The organism is Undibacterium sp. KW1 (assembly GCF_009937955.1).
Lineage (GTDB): Bacteria > Pseudomonadota > Gammaproteobacteria > Burkholderiales > Burkholderiaceae_D > Undibacterium.
The window spans coordinates 6,036,066-6,058,078 of sequence record NZ_AP018439.1 but is presented as its reverse complement, the minus strand read 5'-3'; the positions used below and the strand labels follow the sequence as shown (position 1 = coordinate 6,058,078).

Here is a 22,013-nt window from a genome sequence, read left to right as displayed (position 1 = left end):
ATTTCAAGGTGGCAAGGATACCTCAAACTATGTCTCTCCCTGTAACAAAGATTGTCTGTCGCTGAATCGGCAAACCGGCGCATGCTGATAAAAAACGAAAGTGTAACAAATGACGCGCCCGGTTTTTGAATCTTTAATGCTATTTACATTTGCAAGTAACAAACTATATAGAAAATTAGCCTAACTCCTGACAACTGCTTACAAATAGGTAATAAAAAATTTACATGGCTGTCCTACTCTGCAAGCCTGGGTCGCAAGAATGAACAATTCATATCACATACCAAATCTAGGGAGACAGGACATGGAAGACCAGCCAAGCGTCGAGGACTTGAATACTCAGACCGCAGTGGATCAGGATACGTTCAATCAACAGGCAGAATTGAAGGCAGCGGCGTTACTGGCATCGACGGCCTTGCTGGCCGCCTGCGGTGGCAGCAATACGACGGCGCAAAATGAAACCGGTGGCAATACAGCAATGGCTGCACCGCCAGCACCGGCACCTGACCCCAGTGCAGCAGCAATTACTGCCCCTGAGGCGGCGCGTTTCCTGGCCCAGGCCAGCATGGGTGCCAGCCGCGCCCAGATCGCCAGGGTACAGGCCCTCGGTTATGCGGGCTGGATAGATGAACAACTGAGCCTGCCTGGCAATGGTACACGCTGGGACTGGCTGGTAGCCAAGGGTTTTAACGATATCAGCTACCGCAACAGTCAGGCAGGTTTTGATTCTACCGCCTGGCGCAAACTGATCAGCTCGCCCGATACCCTGCGCCAGCGCTTCACCCTGGCCTTGTCAGAAATTATCGTGGTTTCCATCGATGGCCTCATCGGTGGTGGCTGGAAGGCATTTGGTGCAGCGGCCTGGCTGGACATGCTGGAAGCAAATTGTTTTGGCAATTACCGCGGCTTGCTGCAAATGGTCTCGACCAGTCCTGCTATGGGGCAATACCTGACCTTCCGTGGCAATGCCAAATACAATGCGCAAACCGGTGCCATGCCGGATGAAAACTATGCGCGGGAACTGATGCAGTTGTTCAGCATAGGTTTGCTGGAACTCAAGCTCAATGGCACGCCGCGCCAGCAAGATGGCAAGAACATAGAAACCTATGACCTGACCGATATCACAGGTCTGGCACGTATCTTCACAGGCTGGGATTTTGACCTCGCTGGTGGCAAGGCGGACAAGCCTGACTTCTTGCACAGGCCCATGACACAGGTACCGGTCAGGCATGAAACCGGTCCTTCCACTTTTCTTGATAAAACCGTAGGCGAAGGGCTCAATGGAGCCGATGCACTGAGTGCCGCACTCGACATCATTTTTGCTCATGACAATGTGGCACCCTTCATCAGCCGCCAGCTCATACAAAGACTGGTGACCAGCAATCCCTCAAACGCTTATGTGTCCAGGGTCGCTACGGTATTCAATGATGATGGCAGCGGCACAGCCAGCAAGAAAGGCAATCTGAAAGCTGTATTGACAGCCATCTTGCTCGATGACGAGGCGCGCAAGCCAGCTAATCTCAGTGACCCGCAGTTTGGCAAATTGCGTGAACCCATGCTGCGCTTCCTGGCTTGGGCGCGCGCCTACAATGTCACGGCAATCAATGATGTCTGGAACCTGGGCAACACCAGTGATCCTGCTACCAGGCTGGGGCAAAGCCCTTTGCGTTCACCCTCGGTGTTCAATTACTTCCGTCCCGGTTATGTGCCGCCCAATACTGCTATCGCAGCGGCCAGCCTGGTCGCGCCCGAGTTCCAGATCACCAATGAATCTTCAGTCGTTGGCTATGTGAATTACATGCAGCGCGCTATCAGTAGCGGTATCAGTGATCTCGTGCCTGACTACAGCAGCCTGATGCCGCTGGCAGACACCGCGCCAGCCATGCTCGACGAAATCAACCTGGTGCTGGCAGCCGGGCAGTTAAGTGCGGCAACTTTGCAAAACCTCAGCACTGCTGTCGATAGCATGCCCAAAGGGAATGACAACCGTCGCAAGCAAAGAATCTATGCGGCGCTGACTCTGGTGCTGGCTGCTCCCGAATTCATCGTTCTCAAATGAGGAGGACATACGCAAAATCGCCCCAGCTGCGTTGCAGCGCCTCTCCTAGGAGCCGCGTACTAAAGTACTGTCTTCGTCGCTACGGTGTAGTTGGGGTTTCAGACAACATGTTGTCTGCCAGCGAAACAAACATCCCCTGCAAGGGATGTTTTCCAAAGCGATAGCCTTGCTGGGACGGTTTTGCGTAAGTCCTAATAAATCTTGCTATTGCAAAAATAATCTGCTGCCATCACTACAGGAAAGCATCATGAAAAATTCAAACACGATGAATGCCTCACGCCGCGCATTCTTGCAACGTGCTTCTGCACTCTCCATCGCCGGCGTCGCCACCCCATGGGCATTGAATCTCGCGGCTATGGCCGAAGCCTCCGCCGCCACGGCAGACGATTACAAAGCCATCGTCTGTGTATTTTTATATGGCGGTAATGATTACGCCAATACGCTGGTGCCTTACGACAGCGCCAACTACGCCGTGTATTCGCGTCTGCGCCCAACGCTGGCCTATGGCCGCGACAAACTTGATGCGACTGCCTTGCAGGGCCTGAATGTGCCGGTCGATAGAAACGGTGTCAGCCATCAGTATGCGCTGGCACCTGAGCTGGCACCGCTGCTGCCTATCTTCAATACAGGGAAGATGGGCATCATGCTCAATGTCGGCACCCTGATACGGCCTACTACCAAGCTGGAATATACGAACAAAACCGCCATGTTGCCGCCCAAGCTGTTTTCGCACAATGACCAGCAATCGGTATGGCAATCATCTGCAGCCGAAGGGGCGACATCGGGCTGGGGTGGGCGTATGGGGGACCGCTTTGTGGCGGGAAATGGCAATGCGACTTTCACATGCGTGAATGTCTCCGGCAATGCAGTTTACTTGTCTGGCAATACTGCCGTTCAATACCAGGTCTCGACCACTGGTTCCGTGCCACTCGCAGGTTTGCAGGCACCGCTGTTTGGTTCTGCGGCTTGTTCCACGGCCTTGCAAAACCTCGTCACGCAGGCCCGCACGCATCTGTTTGAAAATGAATATACCCGCGTCAGCAAGCGCTCGATAGATGCCAATGATGTCCTGACCACCTCACTGGCGGGGGCACCAGCAATCAACACACCATTCAATGAAGCGAATAACCTGGCCATGCAATTGAAGATGGTGGCGCGCATGATTTCCTGTGCAGGTGCGCTGGGCGCAAAACGCCAGGTATTTTTTGTTTCGATGGGTGGCTTTGATACCCATGATGGCCTGGTCAGCACTCATCCGGGTTTGCTGGCCAGTGTTGCCGAAGCCCTCAACTCATTTTATGAAGCGACCAGGGAATTGAAAGTCGATAACAAGGTCACCGCATTCACTGCTTCTGATTTTGGCCGCACCCTGACCGGTAATAATGACGGCTCTGACCATGGCTGGGGCAGCATGCATTTCATGCTCGGCGGCGCAGTCAACGGCAAGCGTTATTACGGTACCGCACCGCTGGTGGCGACCGACAGTGATGATGATGTAGGGCAGGGGCGCCTGCTGCCGACCACTTCGGTCGATCAGTATGCCGCCACGCTGGGCAAATGGCTGGGTGTATCAGATACGGACATGCTGGATTTGCTGCCCAACCTCAAGTATTACGATGCCGGTCAGCGCTACCTTGGTTTCGTCTGAGAACCTGTTGACAATCTTACTGCGCAAGCATGATCGGGCCTCATGCGCTGCTCAAAATGCTCATGTACTACAAGTACATTCCGCTTTTTGCGCTGCTCTTCACCCCGCTGACGCTCGCTCGCTACAGATTGTCAACAGGTTCTAACTTCTTTGTCTTCAGATCAGGCCAAACCAGCCCAGTGCAGCACCACCCGCCAGCAGCCATAGCAAATGCAGGCGGGTGCGCCAGACCACGACGGTGCAGACTACGGTCATCAGCCATAAAGGCCAGTCCCTGCTGGCCTGGTCGTGCGATGCCGCCATGATCCAGCCGGTAGCAAGCAAAAGGCCGATGACTATCGGTGCCATGCCAAGCTTGAAGGCGCGCACGCTGCGCAGTTCACGGTTGGCATGGCCCCAGCTTGCTGCCACATAAGTCAGGGTGGTGCTGGGCAAGAGTATGCCTGTCATGGCGACGAAAACACCTATCAATGCTGTCCACATGCCACCGGCATTCATGCCCACATTCCAGCCCATGAGCGCAATGAACAAGACATTCGGGCCGGGTGCAGCCTGGGCAATCGACACCGAGGCATTGAACTGTGCGTCACTAAGCCAGCCCTGTTGCGTCACCAGGTAACGGTGCATGTCAGGCAGGGTGGAAATCGCTCCGCCTATCGACAACAGTGACAGCATCATGTAATGCAGGAACAGTTGCAACCAGTCATGCCAGTTCATCGTGATGTGCAGGGCACCATGCAGAGTATCAAGCATTATTTCAGCCTCCGGTAAACCAGTGCGCAGGTGATGGTGCCGAGGGTGAACAAGACATAGGCCAGCGGCAGGCGCAAGAGAGCGATGCCAGCAAAACACAGGGCGCTGAAGATCAGCGCAGTAAGCCTGCCAACAGGATTATTTTTGAGGGCCGGCACCAGCTTGAGCGCTGTCGCAATGATCAGCCCTGCCGTCACCGCACTCATGCCACGCAGCGCGCCGACAACCTGGGGATACTGGGAAAATTGCGCATACACCACCGCCAGCATGACGACGATCAGCAAGGGGACTGACAACATGCCAGCCAGCGCCGTCATGGCACCGGCAAAACCGAAATGACGGTGGCCTATCATCAGCGACAGATTCACTACATTCGGCCCCGGCAAAATCTGTGCAACGGCCCAGTCTTCGACGAATTCTTCCATCGTCATCCAGCGTTTCTTTTCCACCAGCTCACGCTGTACAACCGCGAGTACGCCACCAAATCCTTGCAATGCCAATAAGGTAAATGAAATATACAAATCCGCAAGGGAGGTAGGGCGCTGGCTGGTAAGTTCTATGGACATGATGATGGCAGCCTGGCGGCTTGGCATAGGGCAGGCTTACATTGTAAAGCAGGAGTGAAAATGCTGCTGGGCAAATATTTCATCTATTCAAATTTCCACAGATGTCGCTATGCCCAGCGAAGCACCTGATGCATAAAAAGTAAGGACTTGTATCAATTGAAACGAAGTCATGCACATGCTTAATTGTCAGCCAGCTTTGCGCTACAGTGTTTTTATTTTACTGGTCAAGATCATGAGTGAAGACAAGATAGTCATGGTTGAAGGTGCCAGCTCGGCAATGCAGGCGGCGGCTGAACAGGCGCGCAAGACTTTCAAGTATTTCTGGCGCGAGCTGTCATGGGAGTACCGACGCATTATTCCCGGTCTGGGTCTGGCTGCGGTCAAAGTGGCGTTTGCGACTGACCCGGATAGTGAAGGGCCAGAAGTTGAGCACATGTGGATCAATGAAATACAGTTCGATGGCGACACCGTCTCAGGTGTCTTGTTGAACAATCCGCAATGGCTGGACAGCATTGGCGCTGGCGATCCTGTCAGTGTCCCGCTGGCGGAGATCGGTGACTGGATGTACACCATCAACGGTAAAGTATATGGCGGTTACAGTATTGATGTCATGCGCAGCGACATGTCAAAAGCCGAACGCGAAGAACATGACCAGGCCTGGGGCCTGGATTTTGGCAAGCCCGGTGAAGTCATGATCGTGCCCGCCGCTACGCAAGAAAAACAGGGATTTTTATCCGGCTTGTTCGGCAAAAAAGAACAGCCCATTATCCTCAGTACAGAAGATCTGCCTGAACATCCCATGAGTGAAAACATGGCAGAGAAAATGGACCAGGGTCTGCGGGACGAACCGGCATTTGCCCGCAGCGTCGATGCAGATGGCTGGACTCTGTTGCAGAGAGACGCACTGGCAGGTAATCTCGCACCGGTGAGTTTGCTGGTCAAACATGGTGCTGATCCCGGCGCGCTCAATCCCAAAGGCGAGTCAGCACTGGATCTGGCGCGCAAGATGGGCTGGCCGCGGATAGTTGCCTTGCTCGAAAAAAAATTCCATTAAGCAGTTTTTTTACTTCACGAAAAATCACGATTCTCTTTGTTTATGGTGTGCGCGTATGCGCGCACGCCATTCACCCAGCACGGTCAGTGCACTCTGAAATTCTTTTTCTATCAGGTCGGCTTCTGCATCCGTAATCACACCATCGATCAAGGCAGTTGATACTGCCTCTGCCACATCGCCAACGCGGCTCATGACGCGGCAGACCGTTTGCGACAAATCATCTTCACTGACCTGGTCAGGCTCAGGTATCACAAACGCTGCCATGCCATGACGGCTTAACAGCGCATGCAGCGGCAGATGGGCATCCTTGACGCCCGCGTCATGACAGAGCTCAACGATCAGCGAGAGTTCTTCAAACGAAGGGTAGTGTGACTCTATGCCCGGTGCCAGCTTGTTGCGCAAGACATTCACCGAGACTTCCATGCGGCCCGCCAGGGCTTCCAGGCCACCAGGATAGGCGCGCGCAATCTTGTACAAGGCGTCGTGCTGGTTCATGTCTGAATATTTTCGTGTCATGGTGAATTCCCTAATTTATTACCGATGATCTTTGTGTTTTTGCTCACTATGATGACATCCATTGAGCGTTGAGGGATTGTACAGATAGCTTAACCATATTTCTATAGATGAGAACCATGAACAGTTTTAATAACAAATTAATAGCAATCATGCTGGCGCTGGTCTTGCCACTCTCGGCCAGCCTGGCGCATGCTGCCGGGCGTTCATCCGGGTCTTCCGGCGGTTTTCGCGGTGGCTTCTCTTCGCAAAGAAGTGTCAGCAAGCCTGCGCCATCGGCACCGTCAAAGACAGGATTTGGCAGCTTCAATACCAGCAAGCCTGCGTATACAAGCAAGAAGTCTGATTCTGCACTGAACCGTGACCTGGAAAAAAACCAGGCACAGGCGAATGCACAAAAGAGCATGGATGCACGCCAGCAGACAGCGCAGCAAAGCCAGCGGGGCTTTGGCAATAGTGCCAGTGGCAAAAACGGTGTTAATAACAGCGGCAATCAACAAGCCGCTAACCAGTCTGCCAACCAGCCAGCATATACAACACCACCTGTGACGCAATCTGCACCGGTCATGATGCAGCCGCAGGTAGCGCAGAGAGGTAGTGGCATTTTGCCTGCTGTCGTTGGTGGCGTGATACTTGGTAGTGTGATGAGCCACCCTCAGGCAGCAGAAAACCGTCAGTCGCAGCAACTGGAACCGATTGCCAATACAGGGACAGGCAGTAGCAAGGATGAGGTCGCAAGCAGCGCTGCCGCAGTGGATGACAAGGCGCCTGCATTGAGCAGTTCAGATGCAGAAAACGCAGCGGCAACAGTAACAGCGACCAAAGTGGCACAGGAGAACGGTGATTTTAAATTGCTGCGCACCGTTCTCGTCATCTTGCTGTTTGCTGCGCTGGCATGGGCAGGCTGGCAATTCCTGCTTAGCAGACGCAGCAGGCGCAACAAACAAGACAGTGCATTTCATTACAGTTTAGGAGGAAATTAATATCATGGCCTGGAAAGATGCATATCAGTATGTAGGCAAACTGTTCAACAAGCACGACAAGGATGAACTTGTCGCAGATGACATGCATGCAGAGAGTGGCAGGCAGGATGCTTCCCTGCCGCTGGGCGCGCGTATAGGCAGTGTCGTCAATCTGCAAAAGACACCGTTGATACGCGCCATCAGCCAGGGTTCGTTGATCGCCATGCCGGATGAAGCGGAGACCCGCATCGTCGCCATCAGCCGTATGCAACTGCCGATCAGCGGCAAGATGTACCGCTATTACCTGAACCGCGATGCCGATGGTAACAATGGCGGCGAGAAATTCCTGCAGTTGTATTGCGATGCCAGCGGTGAATTGCAAGAGCTCTTGTATTGCAGCCACCTGACAAGGCTGATACCGGAAACCGTCGAAGACCAGCAAGCCTTTCTCGGTGAAAACGGTGCTGGGCTGGGTGACCGTAATTACAGCCTGTGGCGCGAGCAACTGGTGAGCATAGGCTGGGATGAGGCCAGCCTTGACAGTGTATTTTCTGATGCTGACAGTCTGCAATATGAACGCGATGCCGGTGACCCGGCGCAGGAATTCGTTGCTCCTTTTAAAGGTGTCGAAACCCGCATTGATGATGCAGCAGGCAAACTTGGTTTGCAGCAGGATGTGGTCTTCATGCCTTACCGCAGGAGTTTGAATGAGGCCGGTGAGCAGTCTGAATTACTGTTGATCAGCACTGAGATTTTACGCAGCAAGGATGGCAGCAGCAAGCGCGACATCCATGTTGATTTTATGATTGCCTTACCCCTGGAAGCGGAAAGGCTGCTGGTGCAATAGCACCGTTTTGATGTAGTACCCGTAATACTGTATTTGACCATTACCGCATCACACATTGAGAGGATTACCATGAGCAATATGAATGGCTGGGGCTTGACCGCACGTTTGATTTCCAAACACTTTGGCGCACTCGGCGACAAGATATCTGAGGCGATCGCCAATTTTGATCCTGAGACAGCGACCGAAGCTGACCGTGATCGTCTGGCAGCCGCCTTGCGCGATACGGCACAAAAACTGGCCGCAGCCCGCGCTTCTTTCGACAAGGAACATAATGATGTGGTGCGCCTGCGTGAGCTGATTGCGAACGATGAAAAAGCCTCGGCGACACTGGCAGACCGTCTTGCGGCAGGCAAGATTTCTGAAGCAACCGTCAGCCTGTTCTGTGATGAGCTTGAAGCCAACAAGGCACGCCTGCCACTGGAAATTCAGGAAGAAGCAGATGCCAGAGAATACATGGATGAATTGCAGAAGATCGTCGATGCCTTCTCCAGACAACTGGCGGACTTTGATGCTGCTGCGAAAAAAGCCCTGCAAAGCCTGGCTGCGGCCAAGGCACAAAAAGACTTGCAGCAATTGCGCATGGACCGCCAGGAGCAACTTAGCAGCCTGTCCAGCATGGCCAGCCATTCAAGTGCCTTGAATGCCCTGACACGCCGCGCACAGACAGTCAGTAACGAAGCGGCGGGTTTGCGCATCGTTGCCGATATCGCGCAAAAACCGCTGGACCAGGCGGCAGAGATTGACGCCATCCGCAAATCGGTGGCGCAGGCAGATACTTCAGGTGAGAGCACGCTGGAAAGACTCAAGCGCCTTTCCAGCCAGACCGCAACTGCGGCTTAAGCCTGGCTGCTGACCCTCTGGGTCAGTAGTGTCAGCCAGCGGTCTGCGCCAGTGACTTCGCTGATGACTTGTGAAAAGTCACAGACGGTGCGGGCCGCTCTTTCGAGTAACTGTATGTCCGCTTCATGCTGGCGTGCCACATGCGGGTCTTCGAGGAACAGGATGCGGCGTATCTGTCTGTCGAGTACCAGCTCTGCCAGTTGTGCGTCTCCACCGAGGGGGCCGGAAAGATAAGGGGTGACCCAATTCTTGCCGGCTTCTTCTCCCTTGATTTTTTGTGCCAGCTTGTTCAGCAGGCCACCTGTCGTGCCGGTTGCATAGCGCTGGCCAAAGCTGTCGAGCAGCGCAAAGTGTTTCTCTGCCATGAGCAGCATGCTGTCTTTCATCGCATCATGGGCGATCAGGGCGATGCCTTCATTTTGCAATTCAAAAGTCGGGTTCAGTTTGAGGTCTGTTGCTGCACCGCTTGCGGTGGCTTCGAGTTCCAGCCATTCCCTGGCGCTGGCCAGCGTCGCCAAAAAAGGTTTGCGGTGTATGACACACTGGCGCTTGAGTGCATGGGCTTCCGGGAAAACCGAAGAAGGATCGACCGGATCTATCAGGTAGATCACCGCACCGACTGCCCTGGCCGGGTCTTTATCGACCACTCTTGATACCAGTTTCATGAGGCCACCTTCGCGGCCATAGGGAAAACGCTCGACCGCAGGGCAGCTTTCCAGCAACCCATGTGAAATAATGGCATCCAGGGTACGTCCGACTATCACGAGTTCTGCCTGCAGATGCTGTAGCGCGGGCCCGCCACCATGTAGTAGCTGCACCAGTGCAGAATTGGGGGCGTCCTGGTGAGATCGGTTGGCAATCAATCCTATGCGTAGCTTTTTTGCTGAGGTCACGGCATCTGCTTTCATGGCGGGTGGGAAAACTGTCTGTTCCCATAGTTTACTCTCAGAGTGGCTACACTTGCTGACTGGGGGCTACATTTTGTTACCTAATCCAACAGTCGAGACACACGAAAAAGGCAGGACAGGCGTAGCATTCTGTACATGAAGTAAAACAGGTGAGGATAAAATGAAAAAATGGCGGCATCTGCTGATGGTGCTCATGATCATGACGACCTGTGCCTCGGCTTTGGGTGATGATGATTTTGATGATGAAATGCAAGTCCGGCGCTGGGCCCTGCTAGGGGACACCCAGGCACAGAATATGTTGGGCCTGCTCTATCTTGAACCCAGTGATAACTTGCAAAATGCGCAGGAAGCTGCTTACTGGCTGGAGCAGGCGGCAGACCAGGGTCATGCCGGTGCCCAGGCTAATCTCGGTGTCATGTACCTGACCGGTGAGGGCGTGGAAACGGATGAGGGTCAGGCTTTCCGCCTGTTCCGCCGCGCTGCACTGCAGGGGCTGACTTCTGCCCAGCTTGCTCTTGGTTATATGTATGCGAACGGCAAGGGTGTAGAAGAAAACGATGAAGAAGCAGTTTTCTGGTATCAACAGGCCGCCCAGCAGGGCAATGCCAGTGCCCAACATCATCTGGCATTGGCTTTGCAGGAAGGTGAGGGCGTAGAAAAAAATGTAGTCCAGGCAGCCCACTGGGAGATGCTGGCGGCCGAGCAGGGCCTGTCAAGCGCCCAGTTCCAGATGGGCTTGCGCTACCTGCATGGTGATGGGGTAGAGCGTGACATGATGACAGGCTATCGCTATTTGCTGAAAGCCAGTGTCAAGGTTGGCAGTATGGCGATGGATAGCCGTGAACTGGTCAGCAATGAGCTGACCAGCGAACAGATTGCAGAGATTCGCGATGATTCGCGCTATTGGAAAACGCATCTTTGATTTGCCCTGATGCTCAAATGAAAAAATGCCGCTCATTTTTTTAGCGGCATTTTTCTATGTGTCCGGCAATTTAGCTTATTTTCAGCGCAAATCTCAGCGCAAATATTGTTGTTCAAATTCCTGTGCCGACATCGCATGCGCAAACAGATAGCCCTGCATTTCCTCGCATTGCAGTTGCTGCAGAAAATCTCTTTGCTCCCGGGTTTCGACGCCTTCGGCAATCACGCGTAATTTCAGGGCATGGGCCAGGCTGATGATGGCAGTGACTATCGCGATATCACTTTCATTGCCCGGCAAGTCATCAATGAATGAACGGTCTATCTTGAGTTTGTAGATAGGGAAACGTTTCAGGTAGCTGAGGCTGGAATAGCCGGTACCAAAGTCGTCAATCGCCAGTTTGACGCCAAGGGCTGCCAGGGCTTCCAGTTTTCTCAGTGCATCTTCGGCATCTTTGATGAGTATCGATTCTGTCAATTCCAGTTCTATGCATTGCGGTTGCAAGCTATGTTCCTGCAAGGCTGCTGCAATGCTATCGACAAAATTGGTTTGCTGGAATTGCAGTGCAGAGACATTGATCGCCACCCGCATGGACTTGCCATCACGGTTCCATAAGGCGGCCTGCCGTATCGCCGTTTGCATGACCCAGTTACCTATGGGGACGATGACGCCCGATTCTTCGGCCACCGGTATGAATTGTGACGGGCTGACTTCGCCCAGGTCTTTGTCTGTCCAGCGCAATAAGGCCTCGACACCCAGCAACTTGCCGGTAGCCAGCTCTATCTGAGGCTGGTAATGCAAGCGGAATAACTCATGTTCCAGTGCCTGCCGCATGGCATGGTCGAGCTTCATGCGTGACAACAGGCCGATATTCATCTGGCGCTGGTAAAAACGGAAGTCTGAACGCCCGCGTTCCTTGACATGGTACATGGCACTGTCGGCATTCTTGATCAGGTCAGCCATGCTTTGTCCGTCTGCCGGATAGAGCGCAATGCCTATGCTGGCAGTGACGGTGAAATTCATGCTGTCGAGTGAAAACGGCGCTGACAATTCTTCCAGCACCCTCCTGGCACAAATCTCTGCACCTTCGGCATCAGCTTCATGCAGGAGCAAGACAAATTCATCCCCGCCCAGGCGGGCAGCAGTATCCACCTGGCGTATGCATTTCTTCAGACGCTCAGTGACTTGCAACAGTACGCGGTCGCCAAAGGGATGACCGAGGGCATCATTGATTTGCTTGAAATGATCAAGGTCGAGAAATAGCAGGGAAAAGGTCGAATGATTGCGGCTGGAAATCGTGATCGCCTGGCGTATGCGCTCATCCAGCAGCAGCCGGTTGGGCAAGCCTGTCAATACGTCAGAAAATGCCAGTTCTTCTATCTTTTGTTTTGCCGTATGGGTTTCTGTCCTGTCCTTGAAAAAGCCTATGTAGTTCAACGCACCACCCTTGGCATCCGGGACCCTGACCAGGGAAATCATGCACAGATAGGCATTGCCATTCTTGCGGCGGTTCCACAATTCTCCTTCCCAGAAGCCCAGGTTTTCCAGCTCCTTGAGCAGGTTCTCCACCTGGCTGGCATTGCCTTCCATGGAAAAAAATTCTCTGGGAGTCTTGCCCAGCATTTCCTGTTCGGTATAACTGCTGAGGCGCTCGAAACTGGGGTTGGTGGTGACTATTTTCTGTTCTGCATCGGTAATGAAAATTGCATCGGTACTTGACTCAAATACCTTGGCGGCAAGGCGCAGGCGTGCCTCGTCTGCCAGACGCTGGGTGATATCGCGGTAAGAATAAACCCGGCCTATCGGGCGTCCCCGTGCATACTGCGGCAAGGTCACTCTCTCCAGTATCTTGCCAGAGCGCAGGGTCAGTACATCAGTCGCTTCCATCAACGGCGAGCGGGTGATGGTGCCCAGTCGCTCTTCATACTGCCTGGCATCGAGCATGCTTTTATCCATCCAGGCATAGATGGCTCTGTCATTACGCTGGGTCATCAAGTCGTCCGGCAGTCCCCACAGCTCAGCGAACAAATGGTTGTAACTGCGTATGGCGCCATCAAGATCGGTGACCAGTATGCCGTCTGCCGTGGATTCCAGTGTGGCACGCAGTTCGGCAATCAGTTTTTCAAGCTCATTCTCGACCTGGCGCTGACTGGAATGGTCATTGATGGCGACCACATAGACTGAGCTGTCCAGGCCCATCCTGAGCAGGGTCACCCGTCTTTCTATCTGGACTATGCTGCCATCAGCGCGTTTCAGCAGGGTTTCGGAATGGATGTTTTCTGACAGGCCAGCCGCCACATCCTCCCAGAAGAACACATCTTCAGGTGCGGCGGCCAGATCAACTATACCCCTGCCAAACAGGCTGCCAGACGGGACTTGCAGCAATTGATGGATGGCCCGGTTGGCAGCGACTATGCGTAGCTGTATGGGATCGACCAGTATCACTGCTTCCAGCAAGCCTTCTATCAGTGATTGCCAGGGATGGGCTTTCATGTGGCTGCCCCGTCTTCGCTACGTGCCTCGGCCTCCAGGCCGCGTTCAAAGAAATAGCACAGGCGTTTGCGCGGTGACAAATAATCATAAGCCGCCTTAGGCAGTTGCAGTGGCTTTAAGCTGCGGTGTATGCACAGCGTGCTTTCATGCTCCAGATTGATGACCAGTGCTTCTTCGCGCGGCACTGCAGAGTTGTGGATGACAACCTTGGGTTTGATGGGTCGCGCAGAATTGACAGAAACCACCATGGCATAGCGCTCATCGGTCAGTTGCACGACTGAGCCCGGCGGGTAAATGCCCATCATGCGGATGAAGGCGGTCAGGGTAGGGGCGTGAAAGCGCGGCTTGTGCTGGGTAAAAATCTGCGACAGGGCTTCATGCGGGGTGACTGCAAATGCCGGGTTGGCCGGATTACACAGATTATCGTAATGATTTACAAGGGCAACAATGCGGCTGATGGTACTCAGCTTGTCACCCTGTACCTTGCTGGGGTAACCCGTGCCATCAGCATGTTCATGATGTTGGGCGATGGCCAGCATGACATTCGCCGACAAGCCCATCTTGCGCGCCATCGCCAGGCTGTGCACGACGTGCTCGTGGTAAAGCTCACGCTCGGCATGATTGAAATGCTCATCCTGCCAGCGCAGGCGGTCTGGCAATTCCATCTTGCCTATGTCATGCAGGATGGTGGCTACACCCAGGTCCAGCATCTCGGCCTTGCTCAAATGCAGGGCCCGTCCCAGCAAGAGTGAAATGACAGTCACATTGATGGAATGCAGCGAGGTTTTTTCCCCGGCTTTTTCTGACAGCAGGCGTATTGCTGCCTCATCTTCACCGAGTATCTGGCCCAAGAAACCTTGTATCAATTGTTCGGCCAGTTCTTTGGCCTGGGACGGCTTGGAATGGAGCAGGTCCGTGACCTGCTTGAAGGTTTGCGCCGCATGGGCAAACTGGCGTTCACAGACTTGCAGGCTGGCTTGCTGGCTGGCCAGCAATTCCCTTCTTTGCCGGGCGGCAAAGGCCGCCGGACTTTCGGTGGCCTTGATTTCCTGCTGGGCGGGCTGCTGTTCCTCAGTGTTGCTTGCTTCGGGCGTGCTCTTGTCCGGCGCATAGCGTATGCGCTCCAGCCCCAGCGAACGTATGGTATCGATTTGCGACTGATTGCTGATCTTGAAGTTCGAAACCGGGAAGGGATGGTCCATCCAGCCCACGTCCAGATAGACAAACATGCCTATGCGCAGCTGGCCAAGCTCAATAAACTGTGTATGAATATCAGTCATGACACCGGTGTCCGGAAATGTGACGCTTGAGCTCGTTTTTTAGCCTATATGCTGCCTGGGCGCGGCATGCATTCCGCGCAGCACTATTCTGCATGTTACATCACCTTTTTGTGTGTCTGCCTACAATTCCGGCTTGAATGTGGGTTTTATGCTCAAATTGTGCTGGTTTTGATGCAAAAACAGGGGTCTTGCCATGTTCAAGGCTTGGCACAATCACAGACATCATTTCCCTTGTCGAAAATGATACGCCAGACGCCAGGGCTTTCTTGCCGCCAGATGGAAGTAAAGCTCGCCACCAGTTTGCCTTGCGGGTCACGTACCGGCCCGCTGCTGAGTGCCAGCTTGCCCGATTCCAGCACTTCTACTGTTTCCGGTGCCCAGGAAAAAGGGGCGGCAGGGCCTTCATAAAAGCGTTTCCAGGCGGCTGCCACCTCCTGTTTGCCGTGCAAGACTTTTTTGGTCGAAAAAAAGATGGTTTCATCTGCCAGGAATTCAGTGAAAGCCTTGTGGTCACGTACTTCCATGGTCCTGGCGAAGGCGGCTTCAGTTTGCATGACCTGTCTGACCAGTTCTGCATGATCATCAGCGGCATGGGTATCCAGGCTGATAATCATGCCGGCAAGCAGACTAGCGGCCAGCAGCAGGCGTGAATAAATGGCAGTCATAAGAAATCCCTTCAGATGGACATCAGCTTACAGGGTTAAAAGAAGCTGGCAATTTGCTCCAGTGGCTTCTTTTGTATATTCGGCACCAGGCAATGCTCTGCCGGGTAACCAACTACCAGCAAAATATACGGTTTTTCATTGTCTGGTCTGTGCAGCAACTGGTTCAAAAATCCCATGGGGCTGGGGGTATGGGTCAGTGTTGCCAGGCCAGCCTGATGCAGGGCTGAAATCAAAAAGCCAGTCGCAATCGATACAGACTCAGGCACATAATAATTTTTGACAGCGCTGCCGTCATCCATGAGTGTGGCTTTTTGCCCAAAGATGGCGATCAGATAAGGGGCAGTTTCCAGGAAAGGTTTGTCCGCGTCCGTGCCCAGTGGTGCCAGGGCATCTTTCCACTCCTGCGGGGCACGTCTGTCATAAAACTCGCGCTCTTCTATCTCTGCCTCTATGCGTATCTTGTGCTTCAGGGCGGGGTCGGTGACCACGGCAAAATGCCAGGGCTGGTGATTGGCACCTGATGGTGCTGTACCTGCTGTCAGCAAACAGGTCTCTATGACTGCGCGTGGTACGGGACGGTCAGAAAATTCGCGTATGGTCTTGCGTCTTTTCATGCCCTCGTAAAAGCTTTGCGCACGTGCCAGCATTTCGCTTTCAGGGTAGGACTGGTAAGTTGATAGCTGAATGAACTGTGGCGATCCCTGATTGAATGACAGTTTGCTCATGGCTTTTCCTTGCAATACTGGTGGAAGGGATGCGAAGCTTTAATCGTTACGATTTTTCCTGAATGCCAGCCAACCGGCAATCGCAGTAAACGTCGCCACGATGGCAACGACGATCCAGAAACCATTTTCATGTTGCGCTAAGGGCACGCCACCCACATTCATGCCGAGCAGGCCGGCGATGATATTGATGGGGAGGGCCAGTACGGTGACGATCGTCAGCACGAACAGCGAGCGGTTATTCTGCTCATTGACGCTGGCAGCAATTTCTTCCTGCAAGAGTTTGATGCGTTCCTGCAGAGAGGCCATATCGCTCAAGACCACGGCAAATTCTTCTGTCGATTGCCGCAACTCCTGTACATCGCGCTCTGCCACCCAGACTGGTGGTCTTTGCAGCAGGCGGAACAGGGCGGCAGGCTCAGGTGCCAGCAATCTTTGCAGGCGCACCAGTACGCGGCGCAACTCGCCGAGATTGGCACGCTTGTGATTCAGGCGGTCAGCCAGCAGGTGATCTTCGATATCATCGATTTTCTTGATGACATTGCGCACTATGCCTATCAGCACATCAGCCTGGTCACGCAATAAATGGGTCAGTAATTCTGTCGGTGAGCTGAAATGTTCACCCTGGTTCACCGCATTGCGCAACCGGTCTACCGACTTCAGGGGTTTGCGCCTGGCGCTGATCATGACATTGCTGCTGACATTCAGCCACAAGGTGGCGATGTCCGAGGCTTCAAAGGCAAAATCATGCAAGACATCATTGACGACCGCGATCAGGCTATGGTCAGCGTGTTCTATGCGGGTAGAACGTGAGCCTTCATGCAGGGTTTCGAAAAACTCGTCCGGCAGGGACGCATGTTCGCGCAGCCATTTTTCCGCAGCGACATTGGATAAATTGAAATGCAGCCAGATGAAAGAATCATCGCGGCTGCTGTGCCGCGATTGCAGCCATTCGACTGCCTCTTTGGTGTCCAGGAGCTTGCCTGGCTGTTCATGTGCAAAAACATAGCCACAAATCAGCCCCGACTGATCTGAACCATACGACAAGTGATCTGTTTGCATTTGCTGTCCAGGCGAAGAAACTGGACACATTGTAAATCAGCCAAGCATGTTCATGCTTAGCCTACCAGCATGTTTTTGTAGGATTGCGAAGCTTGGCGTATGCAATCCTGGAAGGTCAGGGCGGCATGTGACAAAGGCCGGGTCTTGTTCCATATCATGCCTACCGGGCTGGGCAGGTGGCCCAGGTTCAGGGGCAGGATTTGCAAGACACCTTCCGCCACCAGTTGACGGGCCGCTGACAGCGACAACAAGCCCAGGCGTGGTGGCTCCATCAGCAAAGGCACGTTGACTGAGCGCGATACCGATTCAATGACGTCGGTAGGTTTGTTCAAACCGTTCTTGGCCAGCAGGTTGATCATGCGCTGGTGGGTCGGTGATTCTTCTACCGACAAAATCCAGGGCAGGTTATTCAAATCCATCCAGGTCAGGTTATCGCGTCTTGCCAGCGGGTTCTTGCTGGAGGTGACGATGACCAGGGGATCGTCATACAAGACTTCTTCCTGCAGGTGTTCTGCCGCACGTTCAGAAAACACCCGGCCTATGACCATATCTATCTTGCCTTCGCGCAGTTCATGCAAGAGCTGATCGACTGTACCGTCCATGATGCATAAAGTGACGTTTGGCCAGCTGGCCTTGAGTATCTTGACGGCCTTGGGAATAATGGTGGTTGAGACCACACTCAGGATGCCGACCGTGACTTTGCCGACGGTGCCGGTAGCCAGAGAACGCATCTCCTGATGTGCTTTTTGTAAATTAAATAAAACTTCTCTGGCATGTCTGATAAGACATTCGCCCGAGGGTGTTGGTTTTATACCACGGCCAGCACGCTCAAATAATTTGACACCTATTCCTTCTTCCATTTCACCCAGCATCTTGGAAACAGCCGGCTGGCTGACATGCAAAGTCGCCGCAACCTGAGCAACCGTCTGCTTGTCAGCCAGTTCTACCAGCAGGCGAAGATGCTTGATCTTGAGTTGCCGGGCGAAGTACTTTTCTATGGGTAAGGTATCAATCATAACGATAATTATATACGTTTTTGTGAAATTCTCATTGGACGGTAATGAAATTGTAATGGGATCATTCTGAAATGCAACAAAGTGTATCGAATTGCTAGTGTTGCGCGGACTGTGGAAAACCACAGGCTTTTTGCAAAACCCTGTCGCGTAAAAACAAGACGATATGCACATTGTTTAAGCAACGTTTAGGTTCGACCGCGAAACCTCAAGTCAGTTCAAGAGACTTAAGCGATTGTTGCCGTCTTTGCAGGCTATACCTGTTCATGTTCCACCAAGGAGATTCTGGATGTTTTATCAAGAGAAGAAATGTGCTTATGCTGTCAAGCTGGCACTGGCAATGTTGTCTGGCAGTATGCTCGTCAATGCTCACGCGCAGACAGAGCCAGCAGAAAAAATTCAAAAAATTGAAGTCACTGGTTCCCATATCAAGCGTATTGATAAAGAAGGTACTTCTCCTATTCAGACTCTGACGGCAAAAGATATCAGCCAGAGCGGTGCAACATCTGTTGCTGAATTGCTGCGCACTATCCCTGCCCTGGGCAGCGGCAGCGCATTCGATGCAGTTGATGGCGGCTTTTCCCGCGGCGTAGCGACAGCATCCCTGCGTGGCCTGGGGTCCAGCTCCACGCTGATTTTGTTGAATGGCCGTCGCATGACACCATCGGCTTATGCCAATCCTAATCAAGGTCAATCGACACTGTACGATATCAACAGCATTCCTTTGTCCATGCTGGAACGCGTAGAGATCTTCAAGGATGGTGCATCTGCAGTTTACGGCTCTGACGCTATCGCCGGTGTTATCAACTTCATCACCAAGAGTGATTACCAAGGCATACAAATGAATGCCAGCATTGGTGCCAATGACGACAACCAGTTCAAGAAAAAAAGCATCAGTGGTTTTGCCGGTTTTGGTAACTACGCACAAGACGGTTACAACATCACTGTCAGTGCTGAAGTATCCAAGCGTGACCGCGTTGCCATCAAGGATGCCAACGACGTAGAAAAAAACCTGTACAGCATACTCAACAGCCGTCTGTCGCCTTACTCCAGCTTCGCGAGTAACCAGCCATTCTTTTACCGTGAACGTACACCAGGCAGTAACACGTTTTTCTCTGCCAATGACGCCAACGTGGTTAACCGTACCAATTGCGATCCTTCCCGTTTGATCACTGGTGGTTCCCAATACAATATCGCTACGACAAGTGCTCTGTATGGCCGTCAGTTCTGTAACTACAACCTCGACGACTTTGCTGAAGTACAAGGCGCAGGCCAGGACATCAGCGCGATGTCACGTGGTATTTACCAGATCAATGACACGCTGTCCGCTTTTGCTGAAGTAGCCTACACCAAAACTGACCGTGACTACACAGGTGGTTCACGTACTATCGATGGCCGCACACCATCTACAGCATTCGCCCTGTCTGGCGCAGGTACGCCATTCCAGGCTATTCTGCCGGTAGGTCATCCTGACAATCCTTTCCCGACCAGCCGTGCAGCGGTGGTTTACCGCTTTGAAAACGTCGCTGGTGGCAGCAATACCACCAATGAAGCCCTGCGTTTCGCATCTGGCCTGAAAGGCACTTACAAGACCTGGGATTGGGAAACTGGCGTTCTGTGGAACCGTTCCGAGCGTACAGATATCGCTAATGGCTTCCTGTTGCTGCCAGAAGTGCAAAAACTGATTAACCAGAACATGTCTCTGGCTGATGTTGCCAAACAGCCTAACCTGAGCCGTCCACTGAAGAGTGTTGGCGTAGCTGAAATCGCCCAGGCTGATTTCAAGGCAAGTACAGAATTCGGCAACTTGCCAGGCGGCGCTATTGGTTTTGCATCCGGTGTTGAATTCCGTCAGGAAAAAATGACACTGACACCAGACAACCTGACCAGCTCTGGTCAGGTTCTGGGTCTGGCTAACCAGTTTATCCAGGGGCAACGCAACGTCACTTCCGCTTTTGTTGAAGTACGTACGCCATTCCTGAAAAACTTCGAAATGGACTTTGCTGGCCGTATCGATAAATACCCTAGCTTCAAAACCAATTTCGTACCAAAAATTGGTGCAAAATGGACAGTCAATGATTCTCTGGCTTTCCGTTCCACTTATGCACAAGGTTTCCGTGCTCCAGCACTGGTACAGGTTACAGCAGGCGGCACGCAGACTTTCCTGAACGGCCTGGCTGATCCTATCCGTTGCCCGGATGGTAAGACACCTTTGACAGGCGCAGACAATACAGATTGCTCCAGAAGCATTTCTACCCTGATCCGTCAGAATCCTAACCTGAAGCCAGAAACTTCACGCAGCTTCTCGCTGGGCATGGTTCTGTCGCCTACACGTGATTTCGACATCCTGGTTGACTACTACAACATCCGTAAGGAAGATGAAGTGGCAGCCCTGTCTTCCACGCTGATCCTGAATAATCAAGATGCATATCCAGGCACAGTGGTGCGTGATACCAATCCTGTCAACTTTGTCAAAGACAAGAACGGCAATGTCGTTCCTAACTCTGGCCCGCTGATCTCCCTGTTGCGTAACTACGTCAACCAGGGCAGTACAGTAGTCAGTGGTGTTGACGTCGAAATGGCATTGCGCAATAACCTCGGCGACAATGGCAAACTGGATACACGTTTCCGTACTTCCTACACAATAGAATTCCGTCGTGCAGAAAAACCGGGTGATCCAGAAACTAACCTGGTTGGTACACGTGGCGGCATCTCCAACTTCTCTACCAGCGTTGGCGACATTCCACGTCTGCGTGCAAGCCTGTCTTCTTCCTGGACCAAGGCAGCGCACACAGTCAATGGTGCAATCAACTTCACTGGCGGCGTATCCCTGATGCGTTACACCAATGCTGCTGAAACTTACCCAGTGTCTTATTGCCACTATGGTACTGGCCAGCCTTCCACAGCGACATCCCTGGGTGGCGTTGCGAAATACCTGACTTATGTACCTGAATGCGCAGTTGCCAGCTGGACTACAGTGGATCTGGGTTACACCTACAAAGGTATCAAAGACCTGACTATCGGTCTGCGTGTATTGAATGCCCTGGATTCCAAAGCACCTTATGATCCAAGCTCCAGCTACACAACCAGTGGTTACAACGACAGCCTGCACAATGCTTATGGCCGTGCATTCCGTCTGAACGTAGGTTATGTATTCAAATAATCTGCAATAGTGCAAGACGTAGTATAAGAACAGGGGCCTAGGCCCCTGTTTTTTATTAAGCCTGACAAAGTTTCAGTATAATCAGGGCATTTAAGACATCTGTCTCTGGTAAGTCAGCTCACACATGCAGATAAGGCATCATGGCATTGTGAGGATGGGCTGGATTTTTGATACAAGTAGAAAGCACGCCATGTTTAGTTGGTTCAGTACAAAAGAAGAAAAAGCGTTCGGTCTGCAGCTTGCTGAATTTGTCATCAAGGAAATACCCTTGGAAATGGCCAAAAAAAAGCAAGACAAGACCGTGGCCAAACGCCAGAAAGTCATGCAGCAGGCGGCAATCAAAGTACTGGAATTTAAACGGGATCACCGTTTGAACGTCTATAAGAAAGCGCAGCTCGGCAACAGTTTCAAGTGGCGCTTGCTGGAAGAGGGCTTTGACCCCGAGGTTGCCAGCGAACTGACTACGATCATCGTCAGGGAAATGGGCTAAGTTTTATACAGCATCCTGCAGCAGGCTACAGTTCACTAGAGGGAATCAGGGCCAGACCC

Annotated in this window: 19 protein-coding genes and 1 other RNA gene; 10 read left to right on the top strand and 10 right to left on the bottom strand. The window is 52.8% G+C overall.

The annotated features are described in order from the left end of the window. Window positions 1–301: 301 nt before the first annotated feature. From UNDKW_RS27370 to UNDKW_RS27360, 3 genes are all read left to right on the top strand, one after another. Entirely contained in the window at window positions 302–2,056 is a 1,755-nt protein-coding gene (locus UNDKW_RS27370) for a DUF1800 family protein (RefSeq protein ID WP_232063146.1), read from the top strand. A 247-nt stretch (window positions 2,057–2,303) separates the two neighbouring features. Then, a complete protein-coding gene (locus tag UNDKW_RS27365; RefSeq protein WP_174247618.1) occupies window positions 2,304–3,704 on the top strand; it encodes a DUF1501 domain-containing protein in 1,401 nt (466 codons plus the stop codon). Window positions 3,705–3,766: 62 nt separating this feature from the next. Continuing rightward, window positions 3,767–3,841, top strand: a non-coding RNA gene (locus UNDKW_RS27360) — sX9 sRNA. Window positions 3,842–3,860: 19 nt separating this feature from the next. Here the strand turns inward: UNDKW_RS27360 and UNDKW_RS27355 are convergent. Both UNDKW_RS27355 and UNDKW_RS27350 read right to left on the bottom strand, forming a co-directional pair. Further along, a complete protein-coding gene (locus UNDKW_RS27355) occupies window positions 3,861–4,457 on the bottom strand; it encodes a chromate transporter (protein ID WP_232063145.1) in 597 nt (198 codons plus the stop codon). Further along, window positions 4,457–5,050: a chromate transporter gene (locus UNDKW_RS27350; protein ID WP_232063144.1), complete on the bottom strand. Its 594-nt coding sequence runs from the start codon at window positions 5,048–5,050 to the stop codon at window positions 4,457–4,459. Before UNDKW_RS27350 ends, UNDKW_RS27355 begins: the two co-directional genes overlap by 1 nt. A 142-nt stretch (window positions 5,051–5,192) precedes the next feature. Between UNDKW_RS27350 and UNDKW_RS27345 the strand changes: the two genes are divergently transcribed. Beyond that, window positions 5,193–6,077 (top strand): DUF2314 domain-containing protein, encoded by an 885-nt coding sequence (locus UNDKW_RS27345; RefSeq protein WP_197893031.1) that lies wholly within the window; start codon window positions 5,193–5,195, stop codon window positions 6,075–6,077. A gap of 24 nt (window positions 6,078–6,101) precedes the next feature. Here the strand turns inward: UNDKW_RS27345 and UNDKW_RS27340 are convergent, their stop codons facing one another. Next, a complete protein-coding gene (locus tag UNDKW_RS27340) occupies window positions 6,102–6,593 on the bottom strand; it encodes a phage regulatory CII family protein (RefSeq protein WP_162043959.1) in 492 nt (163 codons plus the stop codon). 116 nt (window positions 6,594–6,709) lie between these two features. Between UNDKW_RS27340 and UNDKW_RS27335 the strand changes: the two genes are divergently transcribed. The 3 genes from UNDKW_RS27335 (at window position 6,710) to UNDKW_RS27325 (ending at window position 9,239) form a co-directional block, all read left to right on the top strand. Next, window positions 6,710–7,573 (top strand): hypothetical protein, encoded by an 864-nt coding sequence (locus tag UNDKW_RS27335; protein WP_162061337.1) that lies wholly within the window; start codon window positions 6,710–6,712, stop codon window positions 7,571–7,573. A 4-nt stretch (window positions 7,574–7,577) separates the two neighbouring features. Continuing rightward, window positions 7,578–8,399, top strand: coding sequence for a DUF2491 family protein (locus tag UNDKW_RS27330; RefSeq protein ID WP_232063143.1), 822 nt, complete (start codon window positions 7,578–7,580; stop codon window positions 8,397–8,399). A 69-nt stretch (window positions 8,400–8,468) separates the two neighbouring features. After that, window positions 8,469–9,239: a hypothetical protein gene (locus UNDKW_RS27325; protein ID WP_162061336.1), complete on the top strand. Its 771-nt coding sequence runs from the start codon at window positions 8,469–8,471 to the stop codon at window positions 9,237–9,239. Here the strand turns inward: UNDKW_RS27325 and UNDKW_RS27320 are convergent. Beyond that, complete coding sequence (locus tag UNDKW_RS27320; protein ID WP_162061335.1) at window positions 9,236–10,147, bottom strand: methylglyoxal synthase; 912 nt, start codon at window positions 10,145–10,147, stop codon at window positions 9,236–9,238. The two genes, UNDKW_RS27325 and UNDKW_RS27320, sit on opposite strands and share 4 nt — an antisense overlap. Before the next feature lie 160 nt (window positions 10,148–10,307). Here UNDKW_RS27320 and UNDKW_RS27315 point away from each other — a divergent pair, with 160 nt between their 5' ends. Further along, window positions 10,308–11,069 (top strand): tetratricopeptide repeat protein, encoded by a 762-nt coding sequence (locus UNDKW_RS27315; protein ID WP_162043955.1) that lies wholly within the window; start codon window positions 10,308–10,310, stop codon window positions 11,067–11,069. A gap of 93 nt (window positions 11,070–11,162) precedes the next feature. Here UNDKW_RS27315 and UNDKW_RS27310 read toward each other — a convergent pair whose 3' ends face one another. From UNDKW_RS27310 to UNDKW_RS27285, 6 genes are all read right to left on the bottom strand, one after another. After that, entirely contained in the window at window positions 11,163–13,559 is a 2,397-nt protein-coding gene (locus UNDKW_RS27310) for a bifunctional diguanylate cyclase/phosphodiesterase (RefSeq protein WP_162061334.1), read from the bottom strand. Then, window positions 13,556–14,839, bottom strand: coding sequence for an HD-GYP domain-containing protein (locus UNDKW_RS27305; protein WP_162061333.1), 1,284 nt, complete (start codon window positions 14,837–14,839; stop codon window positions 13,556–13,558). The genes UNDKW_RS27310 and UNDKW_RS27305 overlap by 4 nt, the downstream gene beginning before the upstream one ends. A 197-nt stretch (window positions 14,840–15,036) precedes the next feature. Then, entirely contained in the window at window positions 15,037–15,504 is a 468-nt protein-coding gene (locus UNDKW_RS27300) for a DUF4440 domain-containing protein (protein ID WP_232063141.1), read from the bottom strand. 35 nt (window positions 15,505–15,539) lie between these two features. Continuing rightward, window positions 15,540–16,229 (bottom strand): nitroreductase family protein, encoded by a 690-nt coding sequence (locus UNDKW_RS27295; RefSeq protein WP_162061332.1) that lies wholly within the window; start codon window positions 16,227–16,229, stop codon window positions 15,540–15,542. Window positions 16,230–16,268: 39 nt separating this feature from the next. Continuing rightward, window positions 16,269–17,288: a transporter gene (locus UNDKW_RS27290; RefSeq protein ID WP_162061331.1), complete on the bottom strand. Its 1,020-nt coding sequence runs from the start codon at window positions 17,286–17,288 to the stop codon at window positions 16,269–16,271. 56 nt (window positions 17,289–17,344) lie between these two features. Beyond that, entirely contained in the window at window positions 17,345–18,304 is a 960-nt protein-coding gene (locus UNDKW_RS27285) for a LysR family transcriptional regulator (protein WP_162043950.1), read from the bottom strand. 286 nt (window positions 18,305–18,590) lie between these two features. On the opposite strand from UNDKW_RS27285, the gene UNDKW_RS27280 reads away from it, so the two are divergent. Then, window positions 18,591–21,464 (top strand): TonB-dependent siderophore receptor, encoded by a 2,874-nt coding sequence (locus UNDKW_RS27280; protein WP_162061330.1) that lies wholly within the window; start codon window positions 18,591–18,593, stop codon window positions 21,462–21,464. 190 nt (window positions 21,465–21,654) lie between these two features. Next, on the top strand, window positions 21,655–21,954 hold the full coding sequence (locus UNDKW_RS27275) for a hypothetical protein (RefSeq protein WP_162061329.1): 300 nt from the start codon (window positions 21,655–21,657) through the stop codon (window positions 21,952–21,954). Window positions 21,955–22,013 lie beyond the last annotated feature (59 nt).